Source organism: Aquimarina sp. BL5, from assembly GCF_003443675.1.
Lineage (GTDB): Bacteria > Bacteroidota > Bacteroidia > Flavobacteriales > Flavobacteriaceae > Aquimarina.
Window position 1 is genome coordinate 1888431 of record NZ_CP031963.1, and the last position, 26252, is coordinate 1914682.

Sequence of the window (26252 nt, forward strand, 5' to 3'; positions counted from 1 at the left end):
TAAAATCGCTATCACTTAAACCTTTTTCCCCAATAAAGATCTAGTGGATTGTTCTTTTTTCAAAAAGTTACCAAAGATAAGCAAACAAAAAAATAGTAAGCTTTTTTTCAGCACTATTTAAAATTCATAAGGTATTACATACCTTTGCATAATTAAAGATAATAAAATCTTTAATTATAACACGCAAATTTCATAAATTTTGAATACCCTCGATACTATTATTTCTTTTGCCCAAAAAACCATAAACGAAGAAGCTAAAGCTATTGCACATCTGGAACAACTTATCGACCAGGAATTTGCTGAAGCCGTAAATACCATACATAATTCTAATGGTCGAGTTATTATTACTGGGATCGGTAAGAGTGCCATTATAGCTTCAAAAATAGTAGCTACTATGAATTCTACCGGTACACCAGCTGTATTTATGCATGCTGCTGATGCCATTCATGGAGATTTAGGTAATATCCTTAAGGATGATGTAGTAATTTGCATTTCTAAAAGTGGAAATACGCCAGAAATCAAAGTACTTGTTCCCCTAATTAAAAACTTTAACAATACTTTAATCGGGATCACTTCGAATAAGGAGTCTTTTCTAGGAAAAGAAGCAGATTTTGTATTACATGCTTTTGTAGAAAAAGAGGCTTGCCCTAATAATTTAGCTCCCACAACTAGCACAACTGCACAATTAGTGATAGGCGATGCGCTCGCTGTATGCTTATTGAATTTAAAAGGTTTTTCTAGTAATGATTTTGCCAAGTATCATCCTGGTGGAGCCCTAGGCAAAAAACTATATCTTCGTGTAAACGATATTACTTCAAAAAATGAGAAACCGGAAGTAAACGCAGATTCTAATATAAATGCTGTTATTGTAGAAATGACTGAAAAAAGATTAGGTGCTACAGCAGTAACTAGAGATAGCAAAATTATCGGTATCATTACGGATGGAGATTTGCGTAGAATGTTAACTACTAATACTACTTTTGAAGGATTGACCGCAGAAGATATTATGTCTCCCAATCCAAAACGTATAGATGTAAATGCTATGGCTGTTGATGCGCTGGATAGACTTGAGGAATATGGCATCTCGCAGTTGTTAGCAGAAGAAAAAGGAAAGTATGCAGGCCTTTTGCATATTCATGATCTAATGAGAGAAGGTATTTTATAATGGCAAACAACAAAACAAAAGATCCACAATCCATGTCATTTCTGGATCATCTAGAAGAGTTACGATGGCATCTTATACGCTCTACCTTAGCAATAGTTTTAATAGCTATTTTTGCCTTTGTTTTTATAAAAAGTATTTTTACTAATATTATTTTTGCTCTAAGGGATCCTAATTTTATTTCTTATAGAGTTTTATGTGCTATTTCAGAAACCTTTGGTATGGAAAAAGGTTGTCTTGAAGAAATGCCTTTTAATTTTATTAGCACCGAAATGGCTGGACAATTCAGTGCTGCCATATGGACATCTATTACAACCGGATTTGTAATAGCTTTTCCTTATATATTACATGAATTTTGGAAATTCATTTCACCTGCACTTTATGAAAAGGAACGCAAACATTCCAGAGGATTTATTATCGTATCCTCAATTTTATTTTTTATTGGTGTCCTTTTTGGATATTACATTATTGCTCCACTTTCTGTAAATTTCTTAGCTACTTTCTCTGTAGCCGAAGTTGTAGAGAATCAAATTAAAATAGGGTCTTACATATCATTAGTACGAGCTTCTGTAATTGCTTCTGGATTTATTTTTGAGCTACCCATAATCATATATTTTTTAAGCAAAGTAGGACTAGTTACCCCAGAATTTATGAGACGTAATCGAAAATATGCTTTGGTTATTGTTCTTATCCTGGCAGCAGTAATTACTCCTCCAGATATCTCTACTCAGATAATTGTTGCAATACCAATTCTTATATTATATGAAATAAGTATTTTCATTTCCAAAATGGTTGTCAAAAGAGAAAATAAAAAAAATAAAAAGTTAACACCACAAACCTAATGAGTAACGTAGTAGAAGAGTTTAATGAATATAGAGAAAAAATGAATTCTCGTATTCTTGAAGATAATAATAAAATTATCAAGCGCATTTTCAATTTAGATACCAATGCCTTTATGAAAGGAGCTTTGGATGTAAAAACCAAAGAATTATTAGGTCTTGTCGCTTCGGCAGTTCTAAGATGTGATGATTGTGTTCGATATCATTTAGAAACATGTCATAAAGAAGGATTAACTAAAGAAGAAGTGGTGGAATCATTAAGTATCGCAACTTTAGTTGGTGGTACTATTGTAATTCCACATCTACGAAGGGCTTACGAGTATTGGGATGCATTAGAAGCAAAAGAATCTTAAATTCCAGATTTAAAAGAATAGTGTAAATTTACCAGCTCATTTTAGCAACACTTAAAATCTAAAGAAGTCATTCTGATTATGAAGTTAAAAGCAGAAAATCTAATAAAGTCATACAAAGGCCGAAAAGTGGTAAAAGGAATTTCTCTAGAAGTGAATCAAGGAGAAATTGTAGGTTTGTTAGGACCCAATGGTGCTGGTAAAACCACTTCTTTTTATATGATCGTTGGTTTAGTAAAACCAAACGGTGGAAAAATCACTTTGGATAATACCGAAATTACCAAATTCCCTATGTACAAACGTGCTCAAAACGGAATTGGATATTTAGCGCAAGAAGCTTCTGTTTTTAGAAAATTAAGCATCGAAGATAATATATTAAGTGTTTTACAATTAACAAAGTTATCCAAAAAAGAGCAACTACATAAAATGGAGTCTCTAATAGAAGAGTTTGGTTTAGGACATATTAGAAAAAATCGTGGTGATTTATTAAGTGGTGGAGAACGACGTAGAACAGAAATTGCCAGAGCATTAGCGACCGATCCTAATTTTATTCTTTTGGATGAACCTTTTGCAGGAGTAGATCCTGTAGCAGTAGAAGATATTCAACGTATCGTAGCGCAACTTAAAAATAAAAATATTGGTATTTTGATTACTGATCATAATGTACAGGAGACACTAGCTATTACAGATAGAACCTATTTAATGTTCGAAGGAAGTATTCTAAAAGCTGGAAAACCTGAAGAATTGGCTGAAGATGAAATGGTACGTAAGGTTTATCTGGGACAAAATTTTGAACTTAGAAAGAAGAAACTGGATTTTTAGATCGATCCTTGTTTTAATCATACAAAACTTTTGGTGTACATTTTTCTATCGTAAATTCTGAATGGTTAAAAGTAACATCATTTTTACTAACATTTAACTGCACTAATAACCCTTTAGAGTTTATCGGTTTATTCTGATCAAATATAAAATTACCTATACTGTAATAAATTGATTTCTGTTTATATTTCTCTATTGTTTGAATTGTATGAGGATGATGGCCAATAATACCGTCGGCACCAGAATCAATCAATTGATACGCTTGCTGTTTTTGATATGTTAAAGGAATACGCGTATGTTCTGCTCCCCAATGTAGCTGGACTATCACCACAGAATTGGGTTCTTGGTTCTTTAATTTCCTAATTCTACTGGAAATAACATCAAAAGAATCTTCACAAACACAAGGTTTATTTTCTAAAAAAGTCCAATTTTCTGACGGAACCTGAAGAGAAGATAACACATAGACATTTCGAGGAATAGTAGCGATCAATTGTGGTTGACAAGCTTTTTCTGTATTCTCACCATATCCCAAAGCAATCAATCCATTATTTCTAATATTCTTATTTGTATCTACGAGCCCGTTTCGCCCTTGATCCATAGCATGATTATTAGCCATATTAAGGTGGGTTATTCCGTGCTCCTTTAATGACTTTAACCAAGAAGGCTCTGCTCTAAAAATAAATTTTTTATTAATAGGTTCTTTTATAGTAGTAGCTGGACATTCTAAGTTTGCAATAACAATATCACTTTCAGAAAATATGGAATCTATAGATGGATGAAATAAACTATTCATACCCAAATGCTCAACACGAGTCCTTACACCTCTGTCTAATAATAAATCACCAACGAAAACGACACTAGTTTCATTAGTTCGCCCACCAAAAGTATTGCAAGAAGAAAAAGTTATTAAACCTATCATCAATGCAAAAACCAATACAACTAATTTAGATCTAAATAAAAAACAACATTTAGTTCCTATTAACATCCTGAGCTATAAAATATTTTTTCATTGGTTTCAGGAACGGCTATTGGTACAATGATTTCCTGCATCCAAGTTGGTATTCCTGTTGCCTCATTCTTTTCCAACATTTCCTGCCATTCTTCATCCGTTAAACGATTTCCTAACGGAATATGAAATTCGTGATATCCAAATACTGCACCTTTGGTTATATATAAATATCCTTCAATTTCTACTACCGCATATATATCGTTTACATTACCTGTTGCTACGTGTAAAATACCCATATCAGGATTATTGGGACTATTAGCTGTGTAGATATCCGCCACAACTGCGACTGATTTATCGGCGCCTTTTACATTGTGCCAACCATCTAGATACTGATCTTTTTGTTTCACTAAATCCAATGTTAACCATTCGAATGTACTACCGATTATTTCTATCTGACCATATTCTTGCACAGATAAATTCTTACCAGCAAGTTCTTTTTTACTAGCAGATAATAAAAACTCTGCATTCTCTCTTAAACCGGTTGTGATTCTAGAAATATTAGTATTTAATAGTTTATTTCTTTCCAAAACAGATTTTGTAAGATCTATTAATTCAATAACCGTATTCCAATAACCAATATTAGGTTCTACGTAACCAACAGTATAAGGGCTTGGCACTTCTTCTCCAGATCCGCACTCGGCTGCCATTGGTTGTTCTGCATAAAGAATAGAATCATGTTTAAGTTCTGCCCAAGAGGCTAATGATGCATTTAGGTTTTTCTTATCCCATTCATTAGTCTGCATAAAATACGGATAACTATCATTGGGTTTTTGTAATTCTAATAAACTTTGTATCCATTTGGTATATAAAGTTGCATCCCAGTCTAGACCATTCATTTCTTGTTGCATATCAGAAAGTAACTTAGGATATTCATCCCATTTTTCTCCTTCTTTCAGTTCATTTAACAATAAATTTTCTGCTGATGCACTCCCAAAAGCAGCCATTACATCTAAGCCTTGTGGGTAAGCACGTTTAGACACTTTACTTTTTAGATCTACTAAATTCTGGAGAACATCATTGTCTGACAAATATCGTTGTGGAATAAAGTTAATTTTAATTTTACAACTGCCTCCTCCTGATCTTATTTTATCTTTAACATCCGCAATCTTCCTGACTTCCTCCTTCATACTTTCTATAACAGCTGGATTCTGTAAAATCTCTTCTATTGGAAGTTCTTCTTTACTAATCAAATCTACCAAATCTAGAAAGGAAACATTATCAGGCTGACCTATTATAAAATTGATAGGCTCCATTATTGCTTTATATTTCTGTAATGTTTCTTTCTGAAAATTAGGGCTATCTCCTAAAACAGATGCATTGACCAAAGCTCTTTTAAATTGTAAATCATTATTAAGACAAAACGGAGCAGATTGCAACCACATCATTGCGCTAAAATATCGTTTTAAGGTTTCTGTACGAGTGTAATGTCCTCTGGGTTTAAATAAACTATAAGGAAATTTAACTTCTTCAAATTCTAAAAACTTGGAAGTACTATCCTCTGCATTCTTAATTGAAGTCAATTCAGTTTCATAATGCTGTTCATACCCCAAAGGCACTTCTATTTTTTTGTTAGTTAAAACCGTATAGGCTATAGCATAATAGGTATGATTAAATTTTGCAATTTCTTTTATGGATTCATTAGGCATAGAGTTTACAAGCTCTTGCATATCCTTCATCATTGATTCGCAGATCTGAGAAAGTATAGGAATAAATTGTTCTTCTTCTATCTGCTTAAGAATATAGCCAAAATACATATGAAACAATTGCATATACATATCAGTTGTTACAAAATTCGGAAACTCGGCATAATCATTTTGTTCATAGAGATGAAATAACTGAATGTTATTATTAGGAACAATTGCAAATCCATTCTTACCCAACATACTCATTAATTCAGGGGCGGGTTCATTCAATTGAAAGAGGTTTACGACATTATCTACATTCGCCAATTGCCTGCCTCCTCTTTGTAGTAAATTTTGTGTTTTTAACTCATCTTCTCTCTTCTTTAATTTCTCAATAAAAATTGTTTCTTGGTCAGAATACGAAATAGGTGCTATATCTTTTCCTCCTTCTTCTGCCCAATACCGATCTTCCATTCTTTCGTTATACCAACTGGTTGCAGCAAAAGTATATCTAAGATCTCCTTTCATAAAGCAATATCCTTGCTTCGCAGCAAAACTATTACGTAAAATTCGAACTTCGTAAAGGCTTAGTGAAGAAATATCCATTTCTAAATTAATATCTTCTCCTAACTGCTCTGCATCCAAGGAACCATTGATCAAAATAGGATTTTCTATTTCCTCAATTACTCTTTCATCTTTCTGAGTAGTTTCTACATCATCCGGAGAAGAAACAGGTTGGTTTTTTTCTTCAGTCTTTTTATTACCACTACAAGCTATTAGAAACAAAAAGAAACTAGTAAACAGTATTTGTCTTTTCATAATTCTTTTAATTTATATGTTTTCGTTTTTAAGTATCCGTATTGCCCTTACACTATCTATTTCTCGATGGATATATCTTTTAAATTCTAATCCGAATCTACGCCATTTATATTCCGCGATTAATACTTTACCACTTTTCTCTTTTTCAATACTTCTAATAAAACTTCCGTCTTCATTTTTTATAAAATTAAAATCTACCAAAGGTTTACCCAACCTGGAACCTAACCATAGTGGACGCACATATCCTTTATAGTTTTTAAAAATAAAAAGACGTCTACCCATTACACTATCGAAACGTGTAGTTTTAATAACTCCTACTAATATATCGTCTTTTCCATTAGCATCCACATCTCCTATTTTAAATTGATACACAGGATATGGTAATTCCAAAGAATCTATTAAATCGTCTGATGTAATACGTATATGGTAGAGAGAATCATGCTCTTTTATTAGCGAAACTTCTACACCAGCTTCTAGGTTTTCAGTTCTCTTTCCTTTGGAACAACTAAGGATTAAAAACAATACAACCAAAGCGCCAAATGCATGGAAAACATATTTATCAAGTATTGACGAAACTTTATTCACCAACTGTCTTTTCCTTAAAAACCATGGACATTATTACATATAATAGTATCACACACGGTATCGCTAAAAACTTAAATATAATTAATAATAGAATTGTAAGCAATAAGAAAATATACCTCATCTTATTTTCTGCAAGTCCCCATGTTTTAAACTTAAGTGCAAACAACGGAATTTCGGCATTTAATAAATAACAACTTACTAGCGTTAACCCAATTAAAAACCATTGATTTAATATAATATCTGAGATCCAAGCTTCTGTCTGAAATTGTAAAATTAATGGTAAACTCAAAATTAACAAAGCATTCGCTGGAGTCGGTAGTCCAATAAAAGATGTCGTTTGTCTAGTATCGATATTAAATTTAGCCAATCGATATGCAGAGGCTAGTGTTACAAGTAAACCTATTAGAGAGAGGTAAGGTATAAATACCTGGGTTGAGTTTTGATTAAAATCCCAAGAATTAAATACAGTATTAACCGAGGTTCCAGAAGTTTTTGCGAGCATCTGGAACATCACTATTCCCGGTACTAATCCGCTGGTTACCATATCTGCTAAAGAATCTAATTGTAATCCTAATTCACTTTGAACATTAAGAATTCTAGCTGCAAAACCATCAAAAAAATCGAAACCAATACCAAGTACTACAAAAAGCGCCGCCAATTCTAAAGCACCCTGAACTGCAAAAATTGTAGCTATACATCCACAAAAAAGATTAAGTAGCGTAATTATATTAGGAATTTGCTTTTTAAGCTGCATATGGTTTGGTTTTTGTGTAAAAATAACAAACTATTTTCGTCTATTAACATAGACTGCACAATATGAAATCGCAAATAAAGTTTATCATGTTGAAAAATAGTGAGATATTTGTGAAAAATTGCTTGGATTGAAAAGAATTATAATTGTTTTACTTGTTCTAACCGTGTCCATTTCTTCGGCACAGACTAGAAAATATTCTAATGAATTTCTAAACATTGGTGTAGATGCTGGTGCTTTAGGTATGGCCAATGCTGTGGTTGCATCTTCTGGAGATGTAAATTCTGGATATTGGAACCCTGCTGGATTAATTCATCTGGAAGATAATCAAGTATCTTTTATGCACGCAGCTTATTTTGCTAATATTGCTAATTACGATTATTTAGCTTTTGCTATGCCACTAGATGAGAAAAGTGCTATTGCACTGTCTTTAATTAGATTTGGAGTGGATGATATCTTAGACACTACAAGTTTGGTAGATGCTGATGGAAACATTGATTATACAAGGATCAATTTATTCTCTGCTGCAGATTACGCTTTTACATTTTCGTACTCCAGAAAATTACCTATTGAGGGATTAAGTTATGGAGCGAATGCAAAAGTAATCCGAAGAGTCATTGGTGATTTTGCTTCTTCCTGGGGATTTGGTCTTGATGCAGCATTGCAATACCAGAAAAACAATTGGCAATTCGGAATTATGGTAAGAGATATCACTACTACTTTTAATGCCTGGAGTGTAGAGGATTTTGCTATTGGTGATCTTAACGGTGATGGCATTCCGGATGAAGATCAAATACCACAAATTAGAGATCAAGAATTACCAGAAACTACTGAGATAACAATACCTAAACTTCAATTTGGTGCAGCTAGAAATTTTGACTTAGGTAAAAAAATAGGGTTAAATACAGAATTGGATATGATTGTCCGTTTTGCAGAGACAAATGATATTATTTCCTCTTCAGCTATCAGCATCACGCCTGCTTTTGGTTTTGAATTGGATTACGCCAAAATTGTTTACTTACGTGGTGGTGTTGGTAACTTTCAGAACATAGAACAGTTTGATGGATCAGACAATGTTGGTTTCCAACCCAATTTTGGTATCGGTTTTCAATACAAAGGTATACAAGTAGATTACGCATTAACCGATATTGGAGATCAAAGTGCCGCAATTTATTCTAATGTGTTTTCCATTAAAGTAGACTGGAGTGTCTTTAGATAAGTATTCTGCAATCATTACATTTTTTTTAGTTTAGGTTTTAAGTATTGTAACGAAATAAGTTTATTTTCGTTATTAAGACAGAACACTCTTATATGAAGAATATCTTACTTGCTATTTCATCCGGCTTGTTACTTGCGATTGGCTGGCCAACTTATGGTTTTCCGCTATTTCTTTTTTTTGGTTTTGTTCCACTACTAATTACTGAATACAAAATACGTAATAACAAATTTCATAAAAGTCAGGTATTTGGATTAGCATTTCTTGCACTCTTTATTTGGAATATGATCACTACTTGGTGGATTTATAACTCCACCCCTTTTGGCATGTGGTTTGCCGAGATAGTGAATAGCTTACTAATGGCATTGGTATTTCTTATCTATCATATAATTGCACGAAGAGCATCATTTACTATTGGATCTATTTTTCTGATATGTATATGGATGAGTTTCGAATACTTACATCTACAATGGCAGTTTTCATGGCCTTGGCTTAATTTAGGTAATGGATTTGCTAATTTCACTTCTTGGATTCAGTGGTATGAATATACAGGAACTTTTGGAGGAAGCTTATGGATCTGGATTGTAAATATCGGAATCTATAAAAGTGTGCTGCTTTTTATAGAACACAAAGATAAATCTATCTTATATCGATCAGCAATAAGAAACGGGCTTGTTATACTCATTCCGATTTTAATTTCTTTTATTATTCTGAAAACCTACGAAGAGGATGGACAAGATGTGGAAGTTATAATTTTGCAACCTAATATAAATCCCTATACAGAAAAGTATAACACCACGGATGATCGTGTAGGAACATTATTAAATTCACTTACAGCTTCAAAGATTAGTAATAAAACAGATTTCATTATAGCACCAGAGACTGTTTTTGCCGATAATAACAGATTAAAAAACTTTCAGAGTTCTATTGCCAAAAAAACAGCTTTAAGTATCATTAGTAAATATCCAAAGTCGAATTTCTTATCAGGTATTTCTTTAATTGATGTGTTCCGGGATCCATCAAAAGTTCATTCGCAGACTAATGAACATAAAAGTGGTGTATTTTATGATGATTATAATTCTGCATTCTTTGTAAGACCAGATGGAACCGATGAGTTATATCACAAAAGCAAATTGGTAGTCGGTGTAGAGAATTTTCCTTATCAAAGTATTTTCAAACCAATTGTTGGAGATGCTATGATTGATTTGGGTGGTACAGTCGCAAAAAAAACAACTCAATCTGATCGTGAAGTATTCTTTACAAAAGAAGGAATTGGCGCAGGGCCAATTATATGTTACGAAAGTGTGTATGGTGAATTCGTATCAGGTTATGTAAGGAATAATGCCGATTTTCTTGCTATCATTACCAATGATGCATGGTGGGGAGTCACACAAGGACACAAACAACATTTGGCTTACGCAAAATTCAGAGCTATAGAAACACGAAGAAGTATTGCAAGAAGTGCCAATACCGGAATCTCTGCGATTATAGATCAAACCGGAACTATTGTTTCATCTCTTGGATATAATGAACAAGGAGCACTAAAAGGAACCTTAAAAACTAATGATAAAATAACCTTTTACGTAAAAGCTGGGGATTATTTAGCAAGAGTTGCTATTTTTCTGATGATTTTTATTTTTCTGTTTTCTGTGACTAGACGAAGAAAGAAAATATCAATACCATAAAGCCGAATCCAATATTTGTACTTAATTTGCAAAATTTCAAATCATAAACCACCAATTACCAAGTGAATTACGTATCAGTCGAAAATATAGCCAAATCTTTTGGGGAGCGGATCCTGTTTAAAAATATTTCTTTTGGAATTAATGAAGGCCAGAAAGTAGGTTTTGTTGCAAAAAACGGAACAGGAAAAACATCCTTACTTAATATTATTGCTGGTGATGAAGAGCCTGATGAAGGACAAGTGGTGTATAGAAAGAATCTAAAAGTAGCTTTTTTACCGCAAGAACCAAACCTGGATCCTAGTCTAACAATAGAACAAACTATTTTTGCGGCGGACAATGAGACCTTACGGGTGATCAACACCTACGAAAAAGCTTTAGAAAATCCAGATGATGCAGAAGCATACCAAAAAGCATTTGAGCAAATGGATGCTCTTAACGCCTGGGATTTTGAGACGCAATACAAACAAATTCTTTTTAAGTTAAAGCTCGAAAATTTAGATAAAAAAGTAAGTCAACTTTCTGGAGGACAGAAAAAGAGACTTGCACTAGCAAATATATTATTAAGTAAACCGGAACTATTATATCTAGATGAACCTACCAATCACTTGGATCTAGAAATGATCGAATGGTTAGAAGAGTATTTTGCCAAAGAAAATTTCACACTCTTTATGGTAACTCACGATCGTTATTTTCTGGAAAATGTATGTAATGAGATCGTAGAATTAGAAAATGGCAAATTGTATAGTTACAAAGGTAATTATGCTTATTACCTACAAAATAAAGAAGCTAGAATAGCTAATGAAGAAATAGAAACTGGTAAGGCAAAACAACTTTACAAAAAAGAATTGGACTGGATGCGAAGACAGCCCAAAGCCCGCACAACAAAATCCAAATCCAGAATTGATGATTTCTATGAAATCAAAGAGCGCGCTCACCAAAGAAGAAATGATCATGAAGTACAGTTAGAAATCAATATGGAACGTCTAGGAAGTAAAATTCTGGAAATCCATAAAGTTTCCAAAAGCTTCGAAAATCTAACTTTATTAGACAAGTATGAGTATGTATTCAGAAAGGGAGAACGAGTTGGTATCATTGGTAAGAATGGAACCGGAAAATCCACATTTTTGAATATGCTCACCGGAGCTATTCAACCCGATCAAGGGAAAATAGTAGTTGGTGATACCGTAAAATTCGGGTATTACACGCAGCGAGGAATTACCATTAAAGAAGGACAAAAAGTAATTGAAGTAATCAGAGAATTTGGCGACTACATTCCTTTGAAAAAAGGAAGACAGATTTCTGCGCAGCAATTATTAGAACGCTTTTTATTCGATCGTAAAAAGCAATATGATTTTGTAGAAAAATTAAGTGGTGGTGAAAGAAAGCGATTGTATTTATGTACTGTTCTGATACAAAACCCTAATTTTCTAATACTTGATGAACCTACAAATGATCTAGATATTGTTACCTTAAATGTTTTAGAAAATTTCTTACTTGATTTTCCAGGCTGTCTAATTGTGGTATCTCACGATCGTTATTTTATGGATAAAATAGTGGATCACTTGTTTGTATTTAGAGGAAATGCAGTCATTGAAGATTTCCCAGGTAATTATTCGGATTATCGAGCCTACGAAAATAGTCGTACACCAGAGAAAATTAAAACTCCGGACGCTGAACCTAAAACAAAAGCTTCCTGGAAAAAGGAAAACAAAACTGCCTTATCTTATAACGAGCAAAAAGAATATAACCGTATAGAACGAGATCTAAAAAAGTTAGAAATTCAGAAGAAAGATATCGAAGCTCTTTTTGCCAATGGCACATTAGAAGGAGATAAAATAAATGAGGAATCTGCAAAACTAAAAAAGATCATAGATGATATCGAAGAAAAAGAAATGCGTTGGTTAGAGCTTTCTGAGAAAATGGAGTAATCAAATCTATTTCTTGTATTGATGCTATTTAGAATTAAATCATATCTATATTTTTTATGGAAATCCACCAATCAGCACGGTGTGCATTCTCCTTTTGTATTTAACCTAGTTACAAAATGTTTTTATGATAGGAAGAAAAGAGCATCAGATGCATCGATTACATCTATCTATAAAAACAATCCTGTAGAGATTAGTTTAAAGAACACAAAACTTCTAAACAGATTAATAGGATATCTTAATTACGAGAAGGTATTAATTGCCGAAAATTCATCTAGTTTTATAGAACAGATTTTATCTATTGATAATTCTACTACAATTTATTATTCGGCAGAAGATCTAGATCAATTTGACTTTATTTACTTAGATATTAATCAATTTAAAAAACATTCTAAACTTTTAGATATATTGTTTTCGAAAGCACATAATGATTCTCTTCTTCTTCTAAATTCGATACATACATCCGAAGAGAATCAAACAATTTGGCAACAATTACATAACCATCCTAAAGCTAAAGTAAGCATAGATACCTATGATTTTGGGTTCATATTTTTTAGAAAAGAACAGGAAAAAGAACATTTTGTTATTAGAGTGTAACAACTTCTTGTTTGATGCGTCATATAAGCTAAAATCGTATCTTACGGCTAGAATTAATTTCATCGCATGGAAAACGTTATCGATATCAAAGGTATCATTAGAAATTTTCAATTAGGTCAGGAAACCGTTTATGTACTTAAGGGTATTGATCTAGAAATAAAGAGAGGAGATTACATTGCTATTATGGGGCCTTCTGGGTCTGGAAAATCAACTCTAATGAATCTTTTAGGTTGTCTAGACACACCAACAGATGGCACATACAATCTTAATGGGAATGATGTAAGCAAAATGACCGATGATGAATTGGCGGATATTAGAAATAAAGAAATTGGTTTTGTTTTTCAGACCTTTAACCTGCTGCCCAGAACTACTGCACTAGATAATGTTGCCTTACCTATGGTCTATGCCGGAGTTTCTAAAAAAGATAGAAATGCAAGAGCTGAAGAGGTATTGGCAGATGTGGGACTAGCGGACCGTATGGATCACAAACCCAATCAGCTTTCTGGTGGCCAGCGACAACGAGTTGCCGTAGGTCGTGCGTTGGTCAATAAACCTTCTATCATATTAGCAGATGAACCTACAGGGAATCTGGATTCTAAAACTTCTTTAGAAATTATGCAATTGTTTGATGACATTCATGCTGCTGGTAATACTGTGATCTTAGTAACACATGAAGAAGAAGTAGCTGCCCACGCACATCGAGTAATTAGATTACGAGATGGTATAGTTGAGAGTGATCAGAGAAATCGATAGTTTATAGTTCATTGTTTGAAAATATTAATTCGTATTTTGGTGTTTTACTAATTCGGATTTCTATATGCAACCCATACATATTCTGCTTTTAATTGCCGCTTACTTTGGCGTATTGCTTTTAATTTCATATTTCACAGGAAAAAGTTCAGGAAATGAAGCTTTTTTTAAAGCTAATAAGCAATCTCCCTGGTATATAGTTGCTTTTGGAATGATTGGTGCCTCTTTAAGTGGAGTTACATTTATTTCTGTTCCTGGATGGGTTGAGGGAGCACAGTTTAGTTATATGCAGATCGTCTTCGGATATCTGGCGGGTAATTTTGTCATTGCGTATGTCTTAATGCCTATTTATTATGGATTAAACGTCACCTCTATTTATCAATATCTGGAAGAAAGATTTGGGATAGTTAGTTATAAAACAGGAGCATTCTTTTTCTTCATATCCAGAGTTTTAGGTGCCTCTTTCAGGCTTTATCTTGTGGCAATTGTATTACAACAGTATATTTTTGATGAATGGAATGTACCATTCGAAATTACCGTTATACTTTCTATACTGTTAATCTGGATATATACCTTTAGAGGAGGTATAAAAACAATAGTTTGGACCGATACGTTACAGACATTATTTATGTTAATCGCCTTAGGAACGGCAATCTATTATATTAACGATCAAATAGGATGGTCTTTTTCAGAATTTCTCTCTTCCGAAGAATTAAAAAACTATGATAAAGTATTTTTCTTTGATAGCTTTTTAGAAAAAAATCATTTCTTCAAATCATTTATCGGAGGTATGTTTATTGCCATCTGCATGACTGGACTGGATCAAGATATGATGCAAAAAAATCTGACCTGTCGTAATTTAAAAGAAGCACAGAAAAACATGGTTTCTTTTAGTTTTGTGTTGATATTGGTAAACTTTATTTTTCTTCTATTAGGTGCGTTACTATTTATATATGCAGATCAATTTAATATAGCCACTCCTATTGTAGATGGAAATGTAAAAACAGATTTGCTGTTCCCAGAAATAGCCATTAATGGTGGATTAGGTATCGTATTAGCTGTGGCTTTTATTCTTGGACTAGTTGCTGCGGCATATAGTAGTGCTGATAGCGCACTGACGTCTCTAACAACCTCTTTTTGTATTGATTTTTTGGGAATTGAGAAAAGAGATCAAAAAGATCAAGTAGCTATCCGAAAGAAGACCCATATTGCGATGAGCATCTTATTGATCATTGTGATTATAATTTTCAAACATGTATTAACTGAAAATGTAATCAGTAATTTACTAACTGTGGCTACTTTTACGTACGGTCCATTACTAGGATTATTTGCTTTCGGAATTTTTACCAATTATAAAATAAAAGATCAATATACTTGGATCGTAGCCTTGATCTCTGTTCTGGTTATTGTTGGTGTATGGAAAATACCTTCTGAGTTAATTGGTGGGTATAAAATTGGTTATGAATTACTCCCTCTCAATGGATTACTTACATTTTTGGGATTAATATTGATTCGTAGAAAGTAATACTAAAGTACAAGCTACCTCAGCTTCAATATTAGCTTGCTTCAGGATACTATAAAATTCAGGATTTTCAGTTCCCGGATTAAAAATGACTCTTTTCGGTTGAAGACTTACTATATATTCATAATACTGCTGCTGACGTGCAGGATTAAGATATAACGTAATAGTATCAATATCATCAAAATCAATTAAATCAGTCTCTATTTTAATCCCAGAAACTTCTCCTTCTCGAAGACCAATCGCAACGACACTTTGTTTATGATTTACCAGTCTATGAATAGCTAGATTAGAATATCGATTAGATTTTAAGGAAGCTCCTAACACCAAGGTCTTTTTAAACATATCACTTAATAATTTAACCGCAAAATAAAGTTAATACCTTAGTGTTTCACGCTGTAAACGTTAAAAATAAACCTAAAAATGTTAAAAACAAAAACGACCTGTAACATAAGCCTTATCTCTCGCGTCTTATAAGAAAGAAATATTATTTTCATAGATTTAGTTAGTTAGTTACTTAATAATCAAATTTTATTCATAGTTGATGGTTAGTGTTACTATTTGATTATTATAGAGAACCGCCCCTTATTCAGGGGCGGTTTTTGATTTTATAATTTATTGTTAAAAAAAGACCTAAGGTGTAACAGTTTTTACTCTAAGTCGTCATATACGAAACACGCCTAATCAACGTGAATAATAATGAAAAACAAGCACTGATGTATTATGCTATACAAAGTACAGTGTTTAACATAAAAATCAATCAAATAAACGTTCAGATGAAAACAATCAATCTACTTGGCCAGTATACTGGTCCAAAACTAATTCTCTTATTCCTATCATTATGTTGCACGATAGCAACAGCACAACCCAATAACGATGCAATTGTAGGTACAGTAACAGGAAAAGTAATCGATAAAGGGCTTAACCAACCTATACCTTACGCCACTATTATTATTAATGATGGGGCTGAAAAATTAATCAGTGGTGGTATTACAAAAGATGATGGAACTTTTTTAATTACAGATGTTCCAAAAGGAAATTATACTTTAAAAATACAGTTCATCGGATATACTAGTTATACACAACCTATTGAAATTTCTAGAAAAAGTAAGGATATAGATGTAGGTGTCATTTCTTTAGAAGAAGAAGCCCAAGCATTAGACGATGTCACTATTATTGCAGAACGAACGACAATCGAGCAAAAAATCGACAGAAAGGTTATTAATATCGGAAAAGACCTAACAACTACAGGAGGTACTGCCGCTGAAATTATGCAAAATATTCCATCAGTAAATGTAGATCAAGATGGTAATATTGCATTGCGTGGCAATCCCAATGTACAAATATTAATAGATGGTAAACCAACCAATATTTCCCCAACACAATTATTGAAACAAATTCCTTCTACTTCTATTAAATCTGTAGAGTTAATTACCAATCCATCTGCTAAATACAATCCAGAAGGAATGAGCGGTATTATTAATATTGTATTACGAAAAAATGCCAATATCGGATTTAATGGAAACATAAATCTAGGCGTAAATTGGGATAAAAATGCTCGATTTAATAGTTCTATTGATCTAAATTACAGAAGTGGCAAGATCAATGTGTATGGAAATTATGGTGCAAATATTACAAAAAACTTAAATCAAGGTTTTGTTTTTAGAGGAGATCAAAATTATAGAACTGATTTTCGTTTTCGGGATAATAACAAATCCCATTTGTTTAAGGTCGGATTCGATTATTATATCAACGATCAGAATACAATATCCTTTTACACCAATCAAAATTTATTTGATGGTGCCACTGCTGGAACAACAGATATCCTGTTTTTTGACACACCAGAAGGAAACATTTTTCAAGATCTTATAAATAACAATAATAATCTTGGGTCTACGTATAACTTTGATTATAAGCATGATTTTAAAAAAGAAGGTCATAACATAGAACTAGAAGTTGATTACAATGTGTTCGATGGAGATAGCGACGATGATTTTAACTTTATTGGAGGATCTACATTAGATTATAATGATATATTAAATAATGAAAGGACAAACACAACAATCAACTTAGATTATATAAATCCTTTATCAGAAAAGGCAAAACTAGAACTAGGGTATGAAGGTCGATTAAGACGAACTGATAACGAATATCAATCTACCTTGTTTGACGATTCTAAGTATCAATACGACAGAGATATTCATGCACTATACGCTACTTATGGAAAGAACTATGAGAAGTGGTCTTATCAAGTTGGAGCAAGACTGGAAAGCTATCAAGTAGAAGCAATTTTTAATGATGAAAAAGTATTTGAAGATGATATTTTCACAATTTATCCATCTGCATACCTAAGCTATACTCCAGGTGAAAAGAATAGCTATCAATTAAGTTATAGTCGAAGAGTAGATAGACCAGGATTAAATCAGGTTAATCCAATTAGAGAATGGAGTACCCCAAGAATTACTTCTAGAGGAAATCCTGAATTAGATCCCCAATTCACAAACTCAATTGAGTTAAATTATACTCGTAAACTAAAAGGAGGCTCTATCACGGCCGGAACCTTTTATCGTTTGATAAATGACGAAATTAATCAGACTTTATTAGCTGATCCAACTGTAGAGGAAGGTCAGATACTTACTTTTGAAAATTTTGATAATAATTCTGCTTATGGAATTGAGGTTTCCAGTAATTATCGTCCAACAAAATGGTGGAATTTTAATGCAAGTTTTGATCTCTATGCACAAACGCAAAAAGGTATTGTAGAAGACGTAGTAGAAGTTAATGGAATGAATGAAATCATTCAAGTATCTAGTGAAGTGGATGCTGTTGTTTATAATTTTAGAATGAATAATAATTTTAAAGCTACCAAAAACTTAACATTTCAATTATTCGGGTTTTACAGAGGTGAGCAAGAAGGAATTCAATTTAAAACAAAGCCATTCTATTTCGTGAATACTGGAGCGCGTTATAATTTCTTACAAGGGAAAGCAACTGCAAGTATTAATTTTAACGATATTTTTAATACAATGCGCTTTAGGTTTTCTGGAGATTTTCCGTTCGAACAAAATGGAGAATTTCAGGGAGAAACACGAACAATTTTTCTTGGATTATCATATCGCTTTGGTAGTGGAAAGAACAGAAAAGTTTCCAGAAAAAGAAGAGATAAAAATGAAAAATCCGGTGGAGGGATACTTTAGAAAAATTAAATAATATGTTAATTTGATAAATTATTCGCATATTATTTGTTAAATTTAAATATTAATTAAAGAAAAACCCCATAAGTTAAATAAATGTAAAAAAAACATCGTTTTTGTAACACTATCCAAATTGTTACGTCTATTATAGTACCATTATGGTTATAATTTATTTGAATTAGCCTTTAAAGAAAAAAAATAACCCGGTAACAAAAAAATCGCGAAACTAAGTTAGTTTCGCGATTTTTATTTTATTGAAATTTTAATATCTTTTACTACCACTTAATAATTGCACTCCCCCAAGTAAAACCACTTCCAAAAGCTGCCAATACGACTACATCACCTTCTTTAATTTTTCCTTCTTCCCAAGCCTCTGTTAAAGCAATTGGAATTGAAGCCGCGGTAGTATTACCATATCGTTGAATATTATTGTATACATGATCATCCGAAAGTCTAAATTGCTTTTGCACAAATTGAGAAATTCTAAGATTAGCCTGATGCGGTATTAACATATTAATATCCGTAGCAGTAAGATTGTTTTTCTGTAATCCTTCATTGATAACTTCAGAAAAGCGCACTACTGCATTCTTAAATACAAATTGACCATTCATGTATGGGTAATAAGGTATATTTTCCTGGTTGTTTTCTTCTATAATCTCAGGAACCCAATGCTCTGTGCTTGGTCCTTCTAATGATAATTCCTTAGCATGCGCTCCTTCACTATGTAAATGTGTAGATAATACACCACTTCCATCTTCTTTTTCATTTCTCGATAACACCATTGCTCCTGCTCCATCACCGAATATCACAGAAACTCCTCTACCCCTTGTAGTCATATCAAGTCCTCCACTATGATTTTCACTACCTATAATCAAAACGTTCTTATACATCCCCGTTTTAATAAACTGATCTCCTACAGATAATGCATATACGAATCCGCTACATTGGTTACGGACATCAAGTGCTGGTATGGTACTCATATCCATCATATCCTGAACTCTAACTCCTCCTCCTGGGAAATACATATCCGGACTCAATGTTGCAAAAATGATAAGATCTATATCATCTTTTGTTAACTTTGCTCTTTCTATAGCTATTTTTGCCGCTTTTACCCCCATAACAGAAGTACTATTTCCATCTCCTTTTTTAATATGGCGTCTTTCTTTTATACCGGTACGTTCTTGGATCCAGGCATCATTGGTATCCATTACTTTAGAAAGATCATCATTAGTTACAACGTTTTCAGGAACATAGCTACCTAATCCTGTTACTTTTGAAGTATACATATATTATAATATTGAGTGTGTATTGTCTGTAATTATAGCATATTACTTGTAATGCTAAAAATACAGAAGAGCAAGATATGTATTCTTCTCTTTTTGATAAAAGAAACCGCAATCTTATTATATGCACGCATAACAAATCATCGCATTACACATATTCTATTAAATTAGAAAAGAAGTATAAAGTAATAATATATGTACTAAAAATAATACATCCTATAAAACAAACTATCTTGTAATAAGAACCTTCGTTAAAACTTTAATATCTGCTTGGTAATTTTATGTATATTATCTGAAACCTCAACTGTATACACTCCAGAAGGGAAAGAGGTTAAGGACAAAGTATTCCTTCTGGATAAGTTACATTTGGTTTTAATCATTTTTCCTTTCTTATCATATATCGAATAAGATACGTTAGCATCTTCCTTATCCAGATCGATATAAATCGTATTTAACAATTGGTTTAAATATATAGAAAATGTAGAATCTAAAGCTTTTTCTAAATTATTCTGAAGTATTGATTGTGTATTCATATCTAAATTATTTTTCATTTCTCATCTGAAATTTAGAATGCATATTCCTAAATCAAAGCAAGTTATGAGGTTCTTTCTTGTTAAAACTAAGTAATCTAGATGTTTCATAAGAGCAAGAACTTTTTAGAAAATTCCTTTTTTTCGATTAATGACCAATAAAATCTATATAAAGTGTTTTCTCTATTTAACAGATCAACTACAGATTTTTTAAAATGCGAAAGGCACGCCAACCACAGCATGCCTTTCTAACAACCTAACCAATAAATAAACAAACCAAAGCCAGTCTGAAGACTGACTAAAGGTACTTTTCGAAATTTTTAACACGAATTGTTGCTCCTAGATCGTGTAATAAGTTATACAAACCAAAAAATGTTCTGTTGATATACAAGAAGTGTTTACTGCCTCTATTACCATTCATTTTTCTCAGCTCTGTGTCTTTAGAATATTTTTCACTCAATTCTGTTATTGCTCCCCAGAACTTTTCATCTGCAAAATCAAATATTTCCATCTGAAAAGGAGTAGTAAAAAGACTTAACATCTCGTGGAATAACTCCGAGAAGAAAGCTCTTTCTTCTGGAGAATCATCTTCTCGAAGTATTTCCAACTCAAACATTTTCAGGGCAAAAAAATCGGGGTCCTCTATGTTTTCTTTTTCAGCCAATTCAAAATAAGGAGTATAAAACTCTAACGGAACTTTCTTTACACAGCCAAAATCTATTGCTATTAAATTATCATCCTTATCGACTAAGAAGTTACCAGGATGTGGATCTGCATGAACTGCTTTGAGGATATGCATTTGATACATATAAAAATCCCAAAGCGCCTGTCCTATTTTATTGGCTTTTTCCTGATCTGTATTTTGCTTAGCGAATTCACTAAGGTGAACACCATCCATCCAATCCATCGTAATAATACGTTTGCTGGATAATTCTTCATAATACTTAGGAAAAGTAAGATTAGGGATTCTGGAACAAGCTCCAGTTATTTCTTTACTTTGTTGTACTTCTAAAACATAATCTGTCTCTTCTAAAAGCTTTCCTTCCAATTCCTGAAAATATTTATCAGAATCTTTACCTTTTAAATTAAACATTCTGATGGCGATGGGTTTTACCATCGCCAAATCAGAACTTATACTGTCTGCAACTCCAGGATATTGAATTTTCACAGCAAGTTTTTTCCCGTCTTTAGATGCCTTATGTACCTGTCCGATACTAGCGGCGTTAACAGATTGAGTTGCAAACGTATCATATAAATCTTCCGGATACTTTCCGTGATATTTTTTGAATGTTCTTCTAACTAATGGTGCAGACAATGGAGGAACACTAAATTGCGCTAAAGAAAATTTCTCTACATACGCATTAGGTAATATATTTTTCTCCATCGAAAGCATTTGCGCTACTTTTAGCGCGCTACCTTTTAGGTTTTTTAATCCATCATAGATATCAGCAGCATTATTCTCATTAAGCTGATCTCTAGTAGTATTAGGATTAATAGCTTTTTTACTATAGTATTTAAGATAATTTCCACCTACCTTAACACCCGTCTTAACCAGCTCTGTTGTCCTTCCTATTTTTGTAGTTGGTATTTTATCTATAGTCTTCATTGTATATTTTTAGTCTCTTTATGATTTGATTATCCTCTGTAATTAATTCCACATTGTCTTTTCTTTCCAAAGAAATTTTCCAAAATCCAAAACACTACTCAGTGGCGTATTATCAAATAAATCAAATATTGTATTAACAGATTTCTCTATTGCAATGTCAGTTTTTTCGAATCCAGCAGATTCATCGTCCATCCAAAATTTTAAAAGAAATAAAAACTGTAACCAAGCACCTTCTGAATATACCGCAACAGGATTTTTCGCAATTCGAAACATTTTATCGTCATTATCTACCTCAATAAGTTCTTTGGCGAAATCTTTAATATGTTTTCGAAGTCCTTTTAACTGACCCATATTCTTTAGAGGCATTTCGTGATACTTTAAAGCAAATAACACATAACTACGATTTAGCGTTAATAACTCAAAAAATGTGTAAAAGAAAGTGAGCATTTTATCTTTACTAGATAATTTATCGTACTCTTCGTTACTATTCATTGCATCTATAGTAGTACTAAAAAAAGTATTCCAAATTCTTTTATTCACACTATCTAAACTACCGAAGAAACTATAAAATTCTTCTTCTTTTATTTTAGATTCTTTGCAGAACTTAAATACCGATTTAGGATAAGAATCGTGCTCTAAAGCGTAATTCATATAATTCGTAATGATATAATGACTATCAATTGTCTGTTTCTTTTTTGGAGAGGCCATAATTACTAATTTACAGTGTAAAGATAATGATTGTTTAACTTTTTTGTAAAAAACCTAAACAAAAAATTTGTTAAAGTTGTTTCAGAAAAAATGAAACTTAATTTAAACGTTTTACCATAGACGAAACAATGTTACTATCCTTACGTTTTATCAATCCCTCTCTTATTTCTGTGTCAGTTTGTCAGCAATGTAGAATTGGTATTTTTTTTGACTATAAAGAGTCCAGTAGTGATAATTAAAATTAAAACATAAATAAAATGGCAACAGGAAGTATTAATGTATCAGTAGAAAACATTTTTCCTTTGATTAAAAAATTCTTGTATTCTGATCATGAGATCTTTTTACGAGAGTTAATATCTAACGCAACAGATGCGACTCTAAAACTAAAACATTTAACGAATATTGGTGAAGCTAAGGTAGAATATGGCGATCCTAGGATTGAAGTTAAAATTGACAAAGAAAATAAACTCCTGCATATCATTGATCAAGGGATTGGTATGACAGCGGAAGAGGTTGAAAAATATATCAATCAGGTAGCTTTTTCTGGTGCTGAAGAATTCTTAGAGAAATATAAAGACAGCGCGAAAGATTCTGGAATTATTGGACATTTTGGTTTAGGGTTCTACTCGGCATTTATGGTGGCTAATAAAGTAGAAATTATTACAAAATCATATACAGACGCACCAGCAGCACACTGGACTTGTGATGGCTCTCCTACTTATACAATAGAAGCCCACGATAAAACTGAAAGAGGAACAGAAATCATCCTACATATTGGAGAAGATGATACAGAATTCCTTGAAGAAAGTAGAATCAGTGAATTATTGGTAAAATATAATAAGTTTATGCCCGTTTCGATTAAATTCGGAACTAAAACAGAAACATTACCAAAACCAGAAGGAGCTAAAGAAGAAGATCCAGCACCTACTCAGGAAGTAGATAACATCATAAACAATCCTAATCCGGCTTGGACTAAACAACCTGCTGATCTAAAAGATGAAGATTATAAAGGTTTTTATAGAGAGTTGTATCCAATGCAGTTCGAAGAGCCTTTATTTAATATCCACCTTAACGTAGATTATCCATTTAACCTTACAGGGATTTTATATTTCCCTAAGCTTGGACAGGATATGAATATGCAAAAGGATAAAATTCAATTATATCAAAATCAAGTTTTCGTAACGGATAATGTAGAAGGTATTGTTCCTGAATTTTTAACAATGCTTCGTGGTGTTATTGATTCTCCTGACATTCCGTTAAATGTTTCTAGATCTTATTTACAAGCAGATGGTGCTGTAAAGAAAATCTCTAGTTATATCACACGTAAAGTGGCGGATAAACTGAATTCTTTATTCAAAAATGATAGAGAAGATTTTGAAAAGAAATGGAATGATATTAAAGTAGTGATCGAATATGGAATGCTTTCTGAAGATAAGTTCTTCGAAAAAGCTGATAAATTTGCATTATACCCTACTGTTGATGGCACCTATTTCACTTTTGAAGAATTACAGGAAAAAATAAAAGAAAATCAAACAGATAAAGATAATAAACTAGTTGTCTTATATGCTTCTGATAAAGATGAGCAACATGCATATATCGCTTCGGCAAAAGATAAAGGATACGAAGTATTATTGCTAGATTCACCGATTGTTTCGCATCTGATCCAGAAACTAGAAACTAGTAAAGAAAATATTTCTTTTGTTCGTGTAGATGGTGATCATATCGATAACCTGATTAAAAAAGACGAGGAAACTATTTCTAAACTATCAGATGAAGAAAAAGATGCGTTAAAAGTTGATCTAGAAAAAGTGATTCCTGCTGATAAATATACGGTTCAGTTAGAAGCTATGGATAGTAATGCTTCTCCGTTTATAATTACACAACCAGAGTTTATGCGTCGTATGAAAGAGATGCAGCAAACTGGCGGCGGTGGAATGAATATGTTTGGTAATATGCCAGAGATGTACAATCTAATTGTGAATACAAATCATGAGTTGATTGGACAAATTAAAGACACTAAAACCGATAAAAAGAAGGAGCGCTTGATAAAGCAATCACTGGATTTAGCAAGATTATCACAGAATTTACTTAAAGGTGAAGAATTGACTGAATTTGTAAAACGTAGTTTTGAGATGATTAAATAAAGAAATTAGATATTAGATCGCTAACGCTATTAGATATTAGACCGCTTTGCTATTAAACAGTAGAGCGGTTTTTTATTTCTACCTTTTTATAACATATTTTATTATTTTTACAATATCACTTTCCGTATGGATAATAATACAAATGAGGAATACAATTTATCTTTTCGTACTTATACTATCAGTTTGTTTTAAAACAAATGGACAAGAAATCGTTTCGGGTTATTTACACTTGGAAAACTCTGAGAATTGGGAGCAAAAAGTAAATTTAAGCAAAGTACAATTAAACGGTAAGGCTAATGGACATACCTATATACCTATTGCTTCTTCCGTTCTTTCTAAAGAAGGATACTTCTCTTTTGATCAAAAATGGTTTGATAACAAAGATCACATATATAGAATTCATGTAAATCCAATTAAATCAATATCAAGACGCACAGGTCTTGCTAAAAATTCTAAGTTATTTATTTTATCAAAAAATGACTCCATTTATTTTAAAAAAGGAACATCACCATTTGATTCCTATACTACCAATAATAAGGCTCACAAGGAATGGGAACAACTAAAAAAATTCGAATCTAAATTTGAAAGTCTACACGACGATTTTGATACGGAAAAGTACTTACTTAGAACCAAAGGATATGTAAAAGACTCCTTGCAAATTCTTCTGGTAAAATTAATAAGTATTAAAAAACTTGATGATAAGAAATTACTAGAAAAAGATATTAAAGAAAATACTGCTTATTATACCAGCTTATTAAAAGAATTAAAATCAAGTGAAATCGATCCTGCGCTATTCTTGTATCTAGAGAATAAACTTTCTTTAGTTTATTTAGAAAATACTGATGAAAAATATTCCATTAGTGTAGTACTAAATGGTATAGCTGGATTGGTTATTACATTTCTTGTTCTTTTAATTTTCAGAAGACGACGAAATCGTAATAATAATGATTTAGTGCCTTTAAGTAAACAAGAAAATACTATAAAGGAGTTAATCATTTCCGGAAAAAGCAATAAGGAAATTGCCAATGAACTGTTTATTAGCATCAACACTGTAAAAACACATATCTCCAACATTTACAGTAAATTACACATTACTAGCCGAAAAGAATTATTGTTAAAAAAATAAAATCATACTAGTA

At 32.4% G+C, this 26252-nt stretch carries 22 protein-coding genes; 13 read left to right on the forward strand and 9 right to left on the reverse strand.

The annotated features are described in order from the left end of the window. Window positions 1–199: 199 nt before the first annotated feature. From D1818_RS08135 to lptB, 4 genes are all read left to right on the forward strand, one after another. Window positions 200–1165, forward strand: a complete 966-nt coding sequence (locus D1818_RS08135; protein ID WP_118457816.1) for an SIS domain-containing protein — start codon at window positions 200–202, stop codon at window positions 1163–1165. Continuing rightward, window positions 1165–2004, forward strand: a complete 840-nt coding sequence (tatC, locus tag D1818_RS08140; protein WP_118457818.1) for a twin-arginine translocase subunit TatC — start codon at window positions 1165–1167, stop codon at window positions 2002–2004. The genes D1818_RS08135 and tatC overlap by 1 nt, the downstream gene beginning before the upstream one ends. Then, window positions 2004–2354: a carboxymuconolactone decarboxylase family protein gene (locus tag D1818_RS08145; protein WP_118457820.1), complete on the forward strand. Its 351-nt coding sequence runs from the start codon at window positions 2004–2006 to the stop codon at window positions 2352–2354. The genes tatC and D1818_RS08145 overlap by 1 nt, the downstream gene beginning before the upstream one ends. Window positions 2355–2432: 78 nt before the next feature. Next, complete coding sequence (lptB, locus tag D1818_RS08150) at window positions 2433–3173, forward strand: LPS export ABC transporter ATP-binding protein (protein ID WP_118457822.1); 741 nt, start codon at window positions 2433–2435, stop codon at window positions 3171–3173. A gap of 13 nt (window positions 3174–3186) precedes the next feature. Here the strand turns inward: lptB and D1818_RS08155 are convergent, their stop codons facing one another. From D1818_RS08155 to D1818_RS08170, 4 genes are read right to left on the reverse strand one after another with little or no spacing between them, the layout of a single operon-like run. Next, window positions 3187–4155 (reverse strand): CapA family protein, encoded by a 969-nt coding sequence (locus tag D1818_RS08155; protein WP_118457824.1) that lies wholly within the window; start codon window positions 4153–4155, stop codon window positions 3187–3189. Then, a complete protein-coding gene (locus D1818_RS08160) occupies window positions 4149–6620 on the reverse strand; it encodes a DUF3160 domain-containing protein (protein WP_118457826.1) in 2472 nt (823 codons plus the stop codon). The genes D1818_RS08155 and D1818_RS08160 overlap by 7 nt, the downstream gene beginning before the upstream one ends. Window positions 6621–6632: 12 nt before the next feature. After that, on the reverse strand, window positions 6633–7205 hold the full coding sequence (locus tag D1818_RS08165; protein WP_199726277.1) for a hypothetical protein: 573 nt from the start codon (window positions 7203–7205) through the stop codon (window positions 6633–6635). Continuing rightward, on the reverse strand, window positions 7198–7959 hold the full coding sequence (locus D1818_RS08170; RefSeq protein WP_118457828.1) for a phosphatidylcholine/phosphatidylserine synthase: 762 nt from the start codon (window positions 7957–7959) through the stop codon (window positions 7198–7200). Before D1818_RS08170 ends, D1818_RS08165 begins: the two co-directional genes overlap by 8 nt. 127 nt (window positions 7960–8086) lie before the next feature. Between D1818_RS08170 and D1818_RS08175 the strand changes: the two genes are divergently transcribed. From D1818_RS08175 to D1818_RS08200, 6 genes are all read left to right on the forward strand, one after another. Continuing rightward, window positions 8087–9175 (forward strand): PorV/PorQ family protein, encoded by a 1089-nt coding sequence (locus D1818_RS08175; RefSeq protein ID WP_118463606.1) that lies wholly within the window; start codon window positions 8087–8089, stop codon window positions 9173–9175. Between the two features lie 92 nt (window positions 9176–9267). Continuing rightward, complete coding sequence (gene lnt, locus D1818_RS08180; protein ID WP_118457830.1) at window positions 9268–10857, forward strand: apolipoprotein N-acyltransferase; 1590 nt, start codon at window positions 9268–9270, stop codon at window positions 10855–10857. A 62-nt stretch (window positions 10858–10919) separates the two neighbouring features. Continuing rightward, window positions 10920–12785, forward strand: coding sequence for an ABC-F family ATP-binding cassette domain-containing protein (locus D1818_RS08185; protein WP_118457832.1), 1866 nt, complete (start codon window positions 10920–10922; stop codon window positions 12783–12785). Window positions 12786–12806: 21 nt separating this feature from the next. Further along, window positions 12807–13379, forward strand: coding sequence for a hypothetical protein (locus tag D1818_RS25710; protein WP_233558547.1), 573 nt, complete (start codon window positions 12807–12809; stop codon window positions 13377–13379). 66 nt (window positions 13380–13445) lie between these two features. Then, window positions 13446–14132, forward strand: a complete 687-nt coding sequence (locus D1818_RS08195; RefSeq protein WP_118457834.1) for an ABC transporter ATP-binding protein — start codon at window positions 13446–13448, stop codon at window positions 14130–14132. Window positions 14133–14196: 64 nt separating this feature from the next. Further along, window positions 14197–15654: a sodium:solute symporter gene (locus tag D1818_RS08200; protein WP_118457836.1), complete on the forward strand. Its 1458-nt coding sequence runs from the start codon at window positions 14197–14199 to the stop codon at window positions 15652–15654. Here the strand turns inward: D1818_RS08200 and D1818_RS08205 are convergent. Then, window positions 15631–15993, reverse strand: a complete 363-nt coding sequence (locus tag D1818_RS08205) for a CoA-binding protein (RefSeq protein ID WP_118457838.1) — start codon at window positions 15991–15993, stop codon at window positions 15631–15633. The genes D1818_RS08200 and D1818_RS08205 overlap by 24 nt on opposite strands. A 431-nt stretch (window positions 15994–16424) precedes the next feature. Here D1818_RS08205 and D1818_RS08210 point away from each other — a divergent pair, with 431 nt between their 5' ends. Beyond that, entirely contained in the window at window positions 16425–18845 is a 2421-nt protein-coding gene (locus D1818_RS08210; RefSeq protein ID WP_118463609.1) for a TonB-dependent receptor domain-containing protein, read from the forward strand. A gap of 272 nt (window positions 18846–19117) precedes the next feature. Here the strand turns inward: D1818_RS08210 and D1818_RS08215 are convergent, their stop codons facing one another. From D1818_RS08215 to D1818_RS08230, 4 genes are all read right to left on the reverse strand, one after another. Continuing rightward, window positions 19118–20128: a 3-oxoacyl-ACP synthase III family protein gene (locus tag D1818_RS08215; RefSeq protein WP_118457840.1), complete on the reverse strand. Its 1011-nt coding sequence runs from the start codon at window positions 20126–20128 to the stop codon at window positions 19118–19120. 248 nt (window positions 20129–20376) lie between these two features. Continuing rightward, window positions 20377–20676, reverse strand: coding sequence for a T9SS type A sorting domain-containing protein (locus D1818_RS08220; RefSeq protein ID WP_118457842.1), 300 nt, complete (start codon window positions 20674–20676; stop codon window positions 20377–20379). A gap of 277 nt (window positions 20677–20953) precedes the next feature. Then, complete coding sequence (locus D1818_RS08225) at window positions 20954–22261, reverse strand: AarF/ABC1/UbiB kinase family protein (protein ID WP_118457844.1); 1308 nt, start codon at window positions 22259–22261, stop codon at window positions 20954–20956. A 42-nt stretch (window positions 22262–22303) separates the two neighbouring features. Then, a complete protein-coding gene (locus D1818_RS08230) occupies window positions 22304–22969 on the reverse strand; it encodes a TetR family transcriptional regulator C-terminal domain-containing protein (protein ID WP_118457846.1) in 666 nt (221 codons plus the stop codon). Window positions 22970–23226: 257 nt separating this feature from the next. On the opposite strand from D1818_RS08230, the gene htpG reads away from it, so the two are divergent. Continuing rightward, a complete protein-coding gene (htpG, locus tag D1818_RS08235) occupies window positions 23227–25113 on the forward strand; it encodes a molecular chaperone HtpG (RefSeq protein WP_118457848.1) in 1887 nt (628 codons plus the stop codon). A 142-nt stretch (window positions 25114–25255) separates the two neighbouring features. Further along, entirely contained in the window at window positions 25256–26239 is a 984-nt protein-coding gene (locus D1818_RS08240) for a response regulator transcription factor (protein WP_118457850.1), read from the forward strand. Window positions 26240–26252 lie beyond the last annotated feature (13 nt).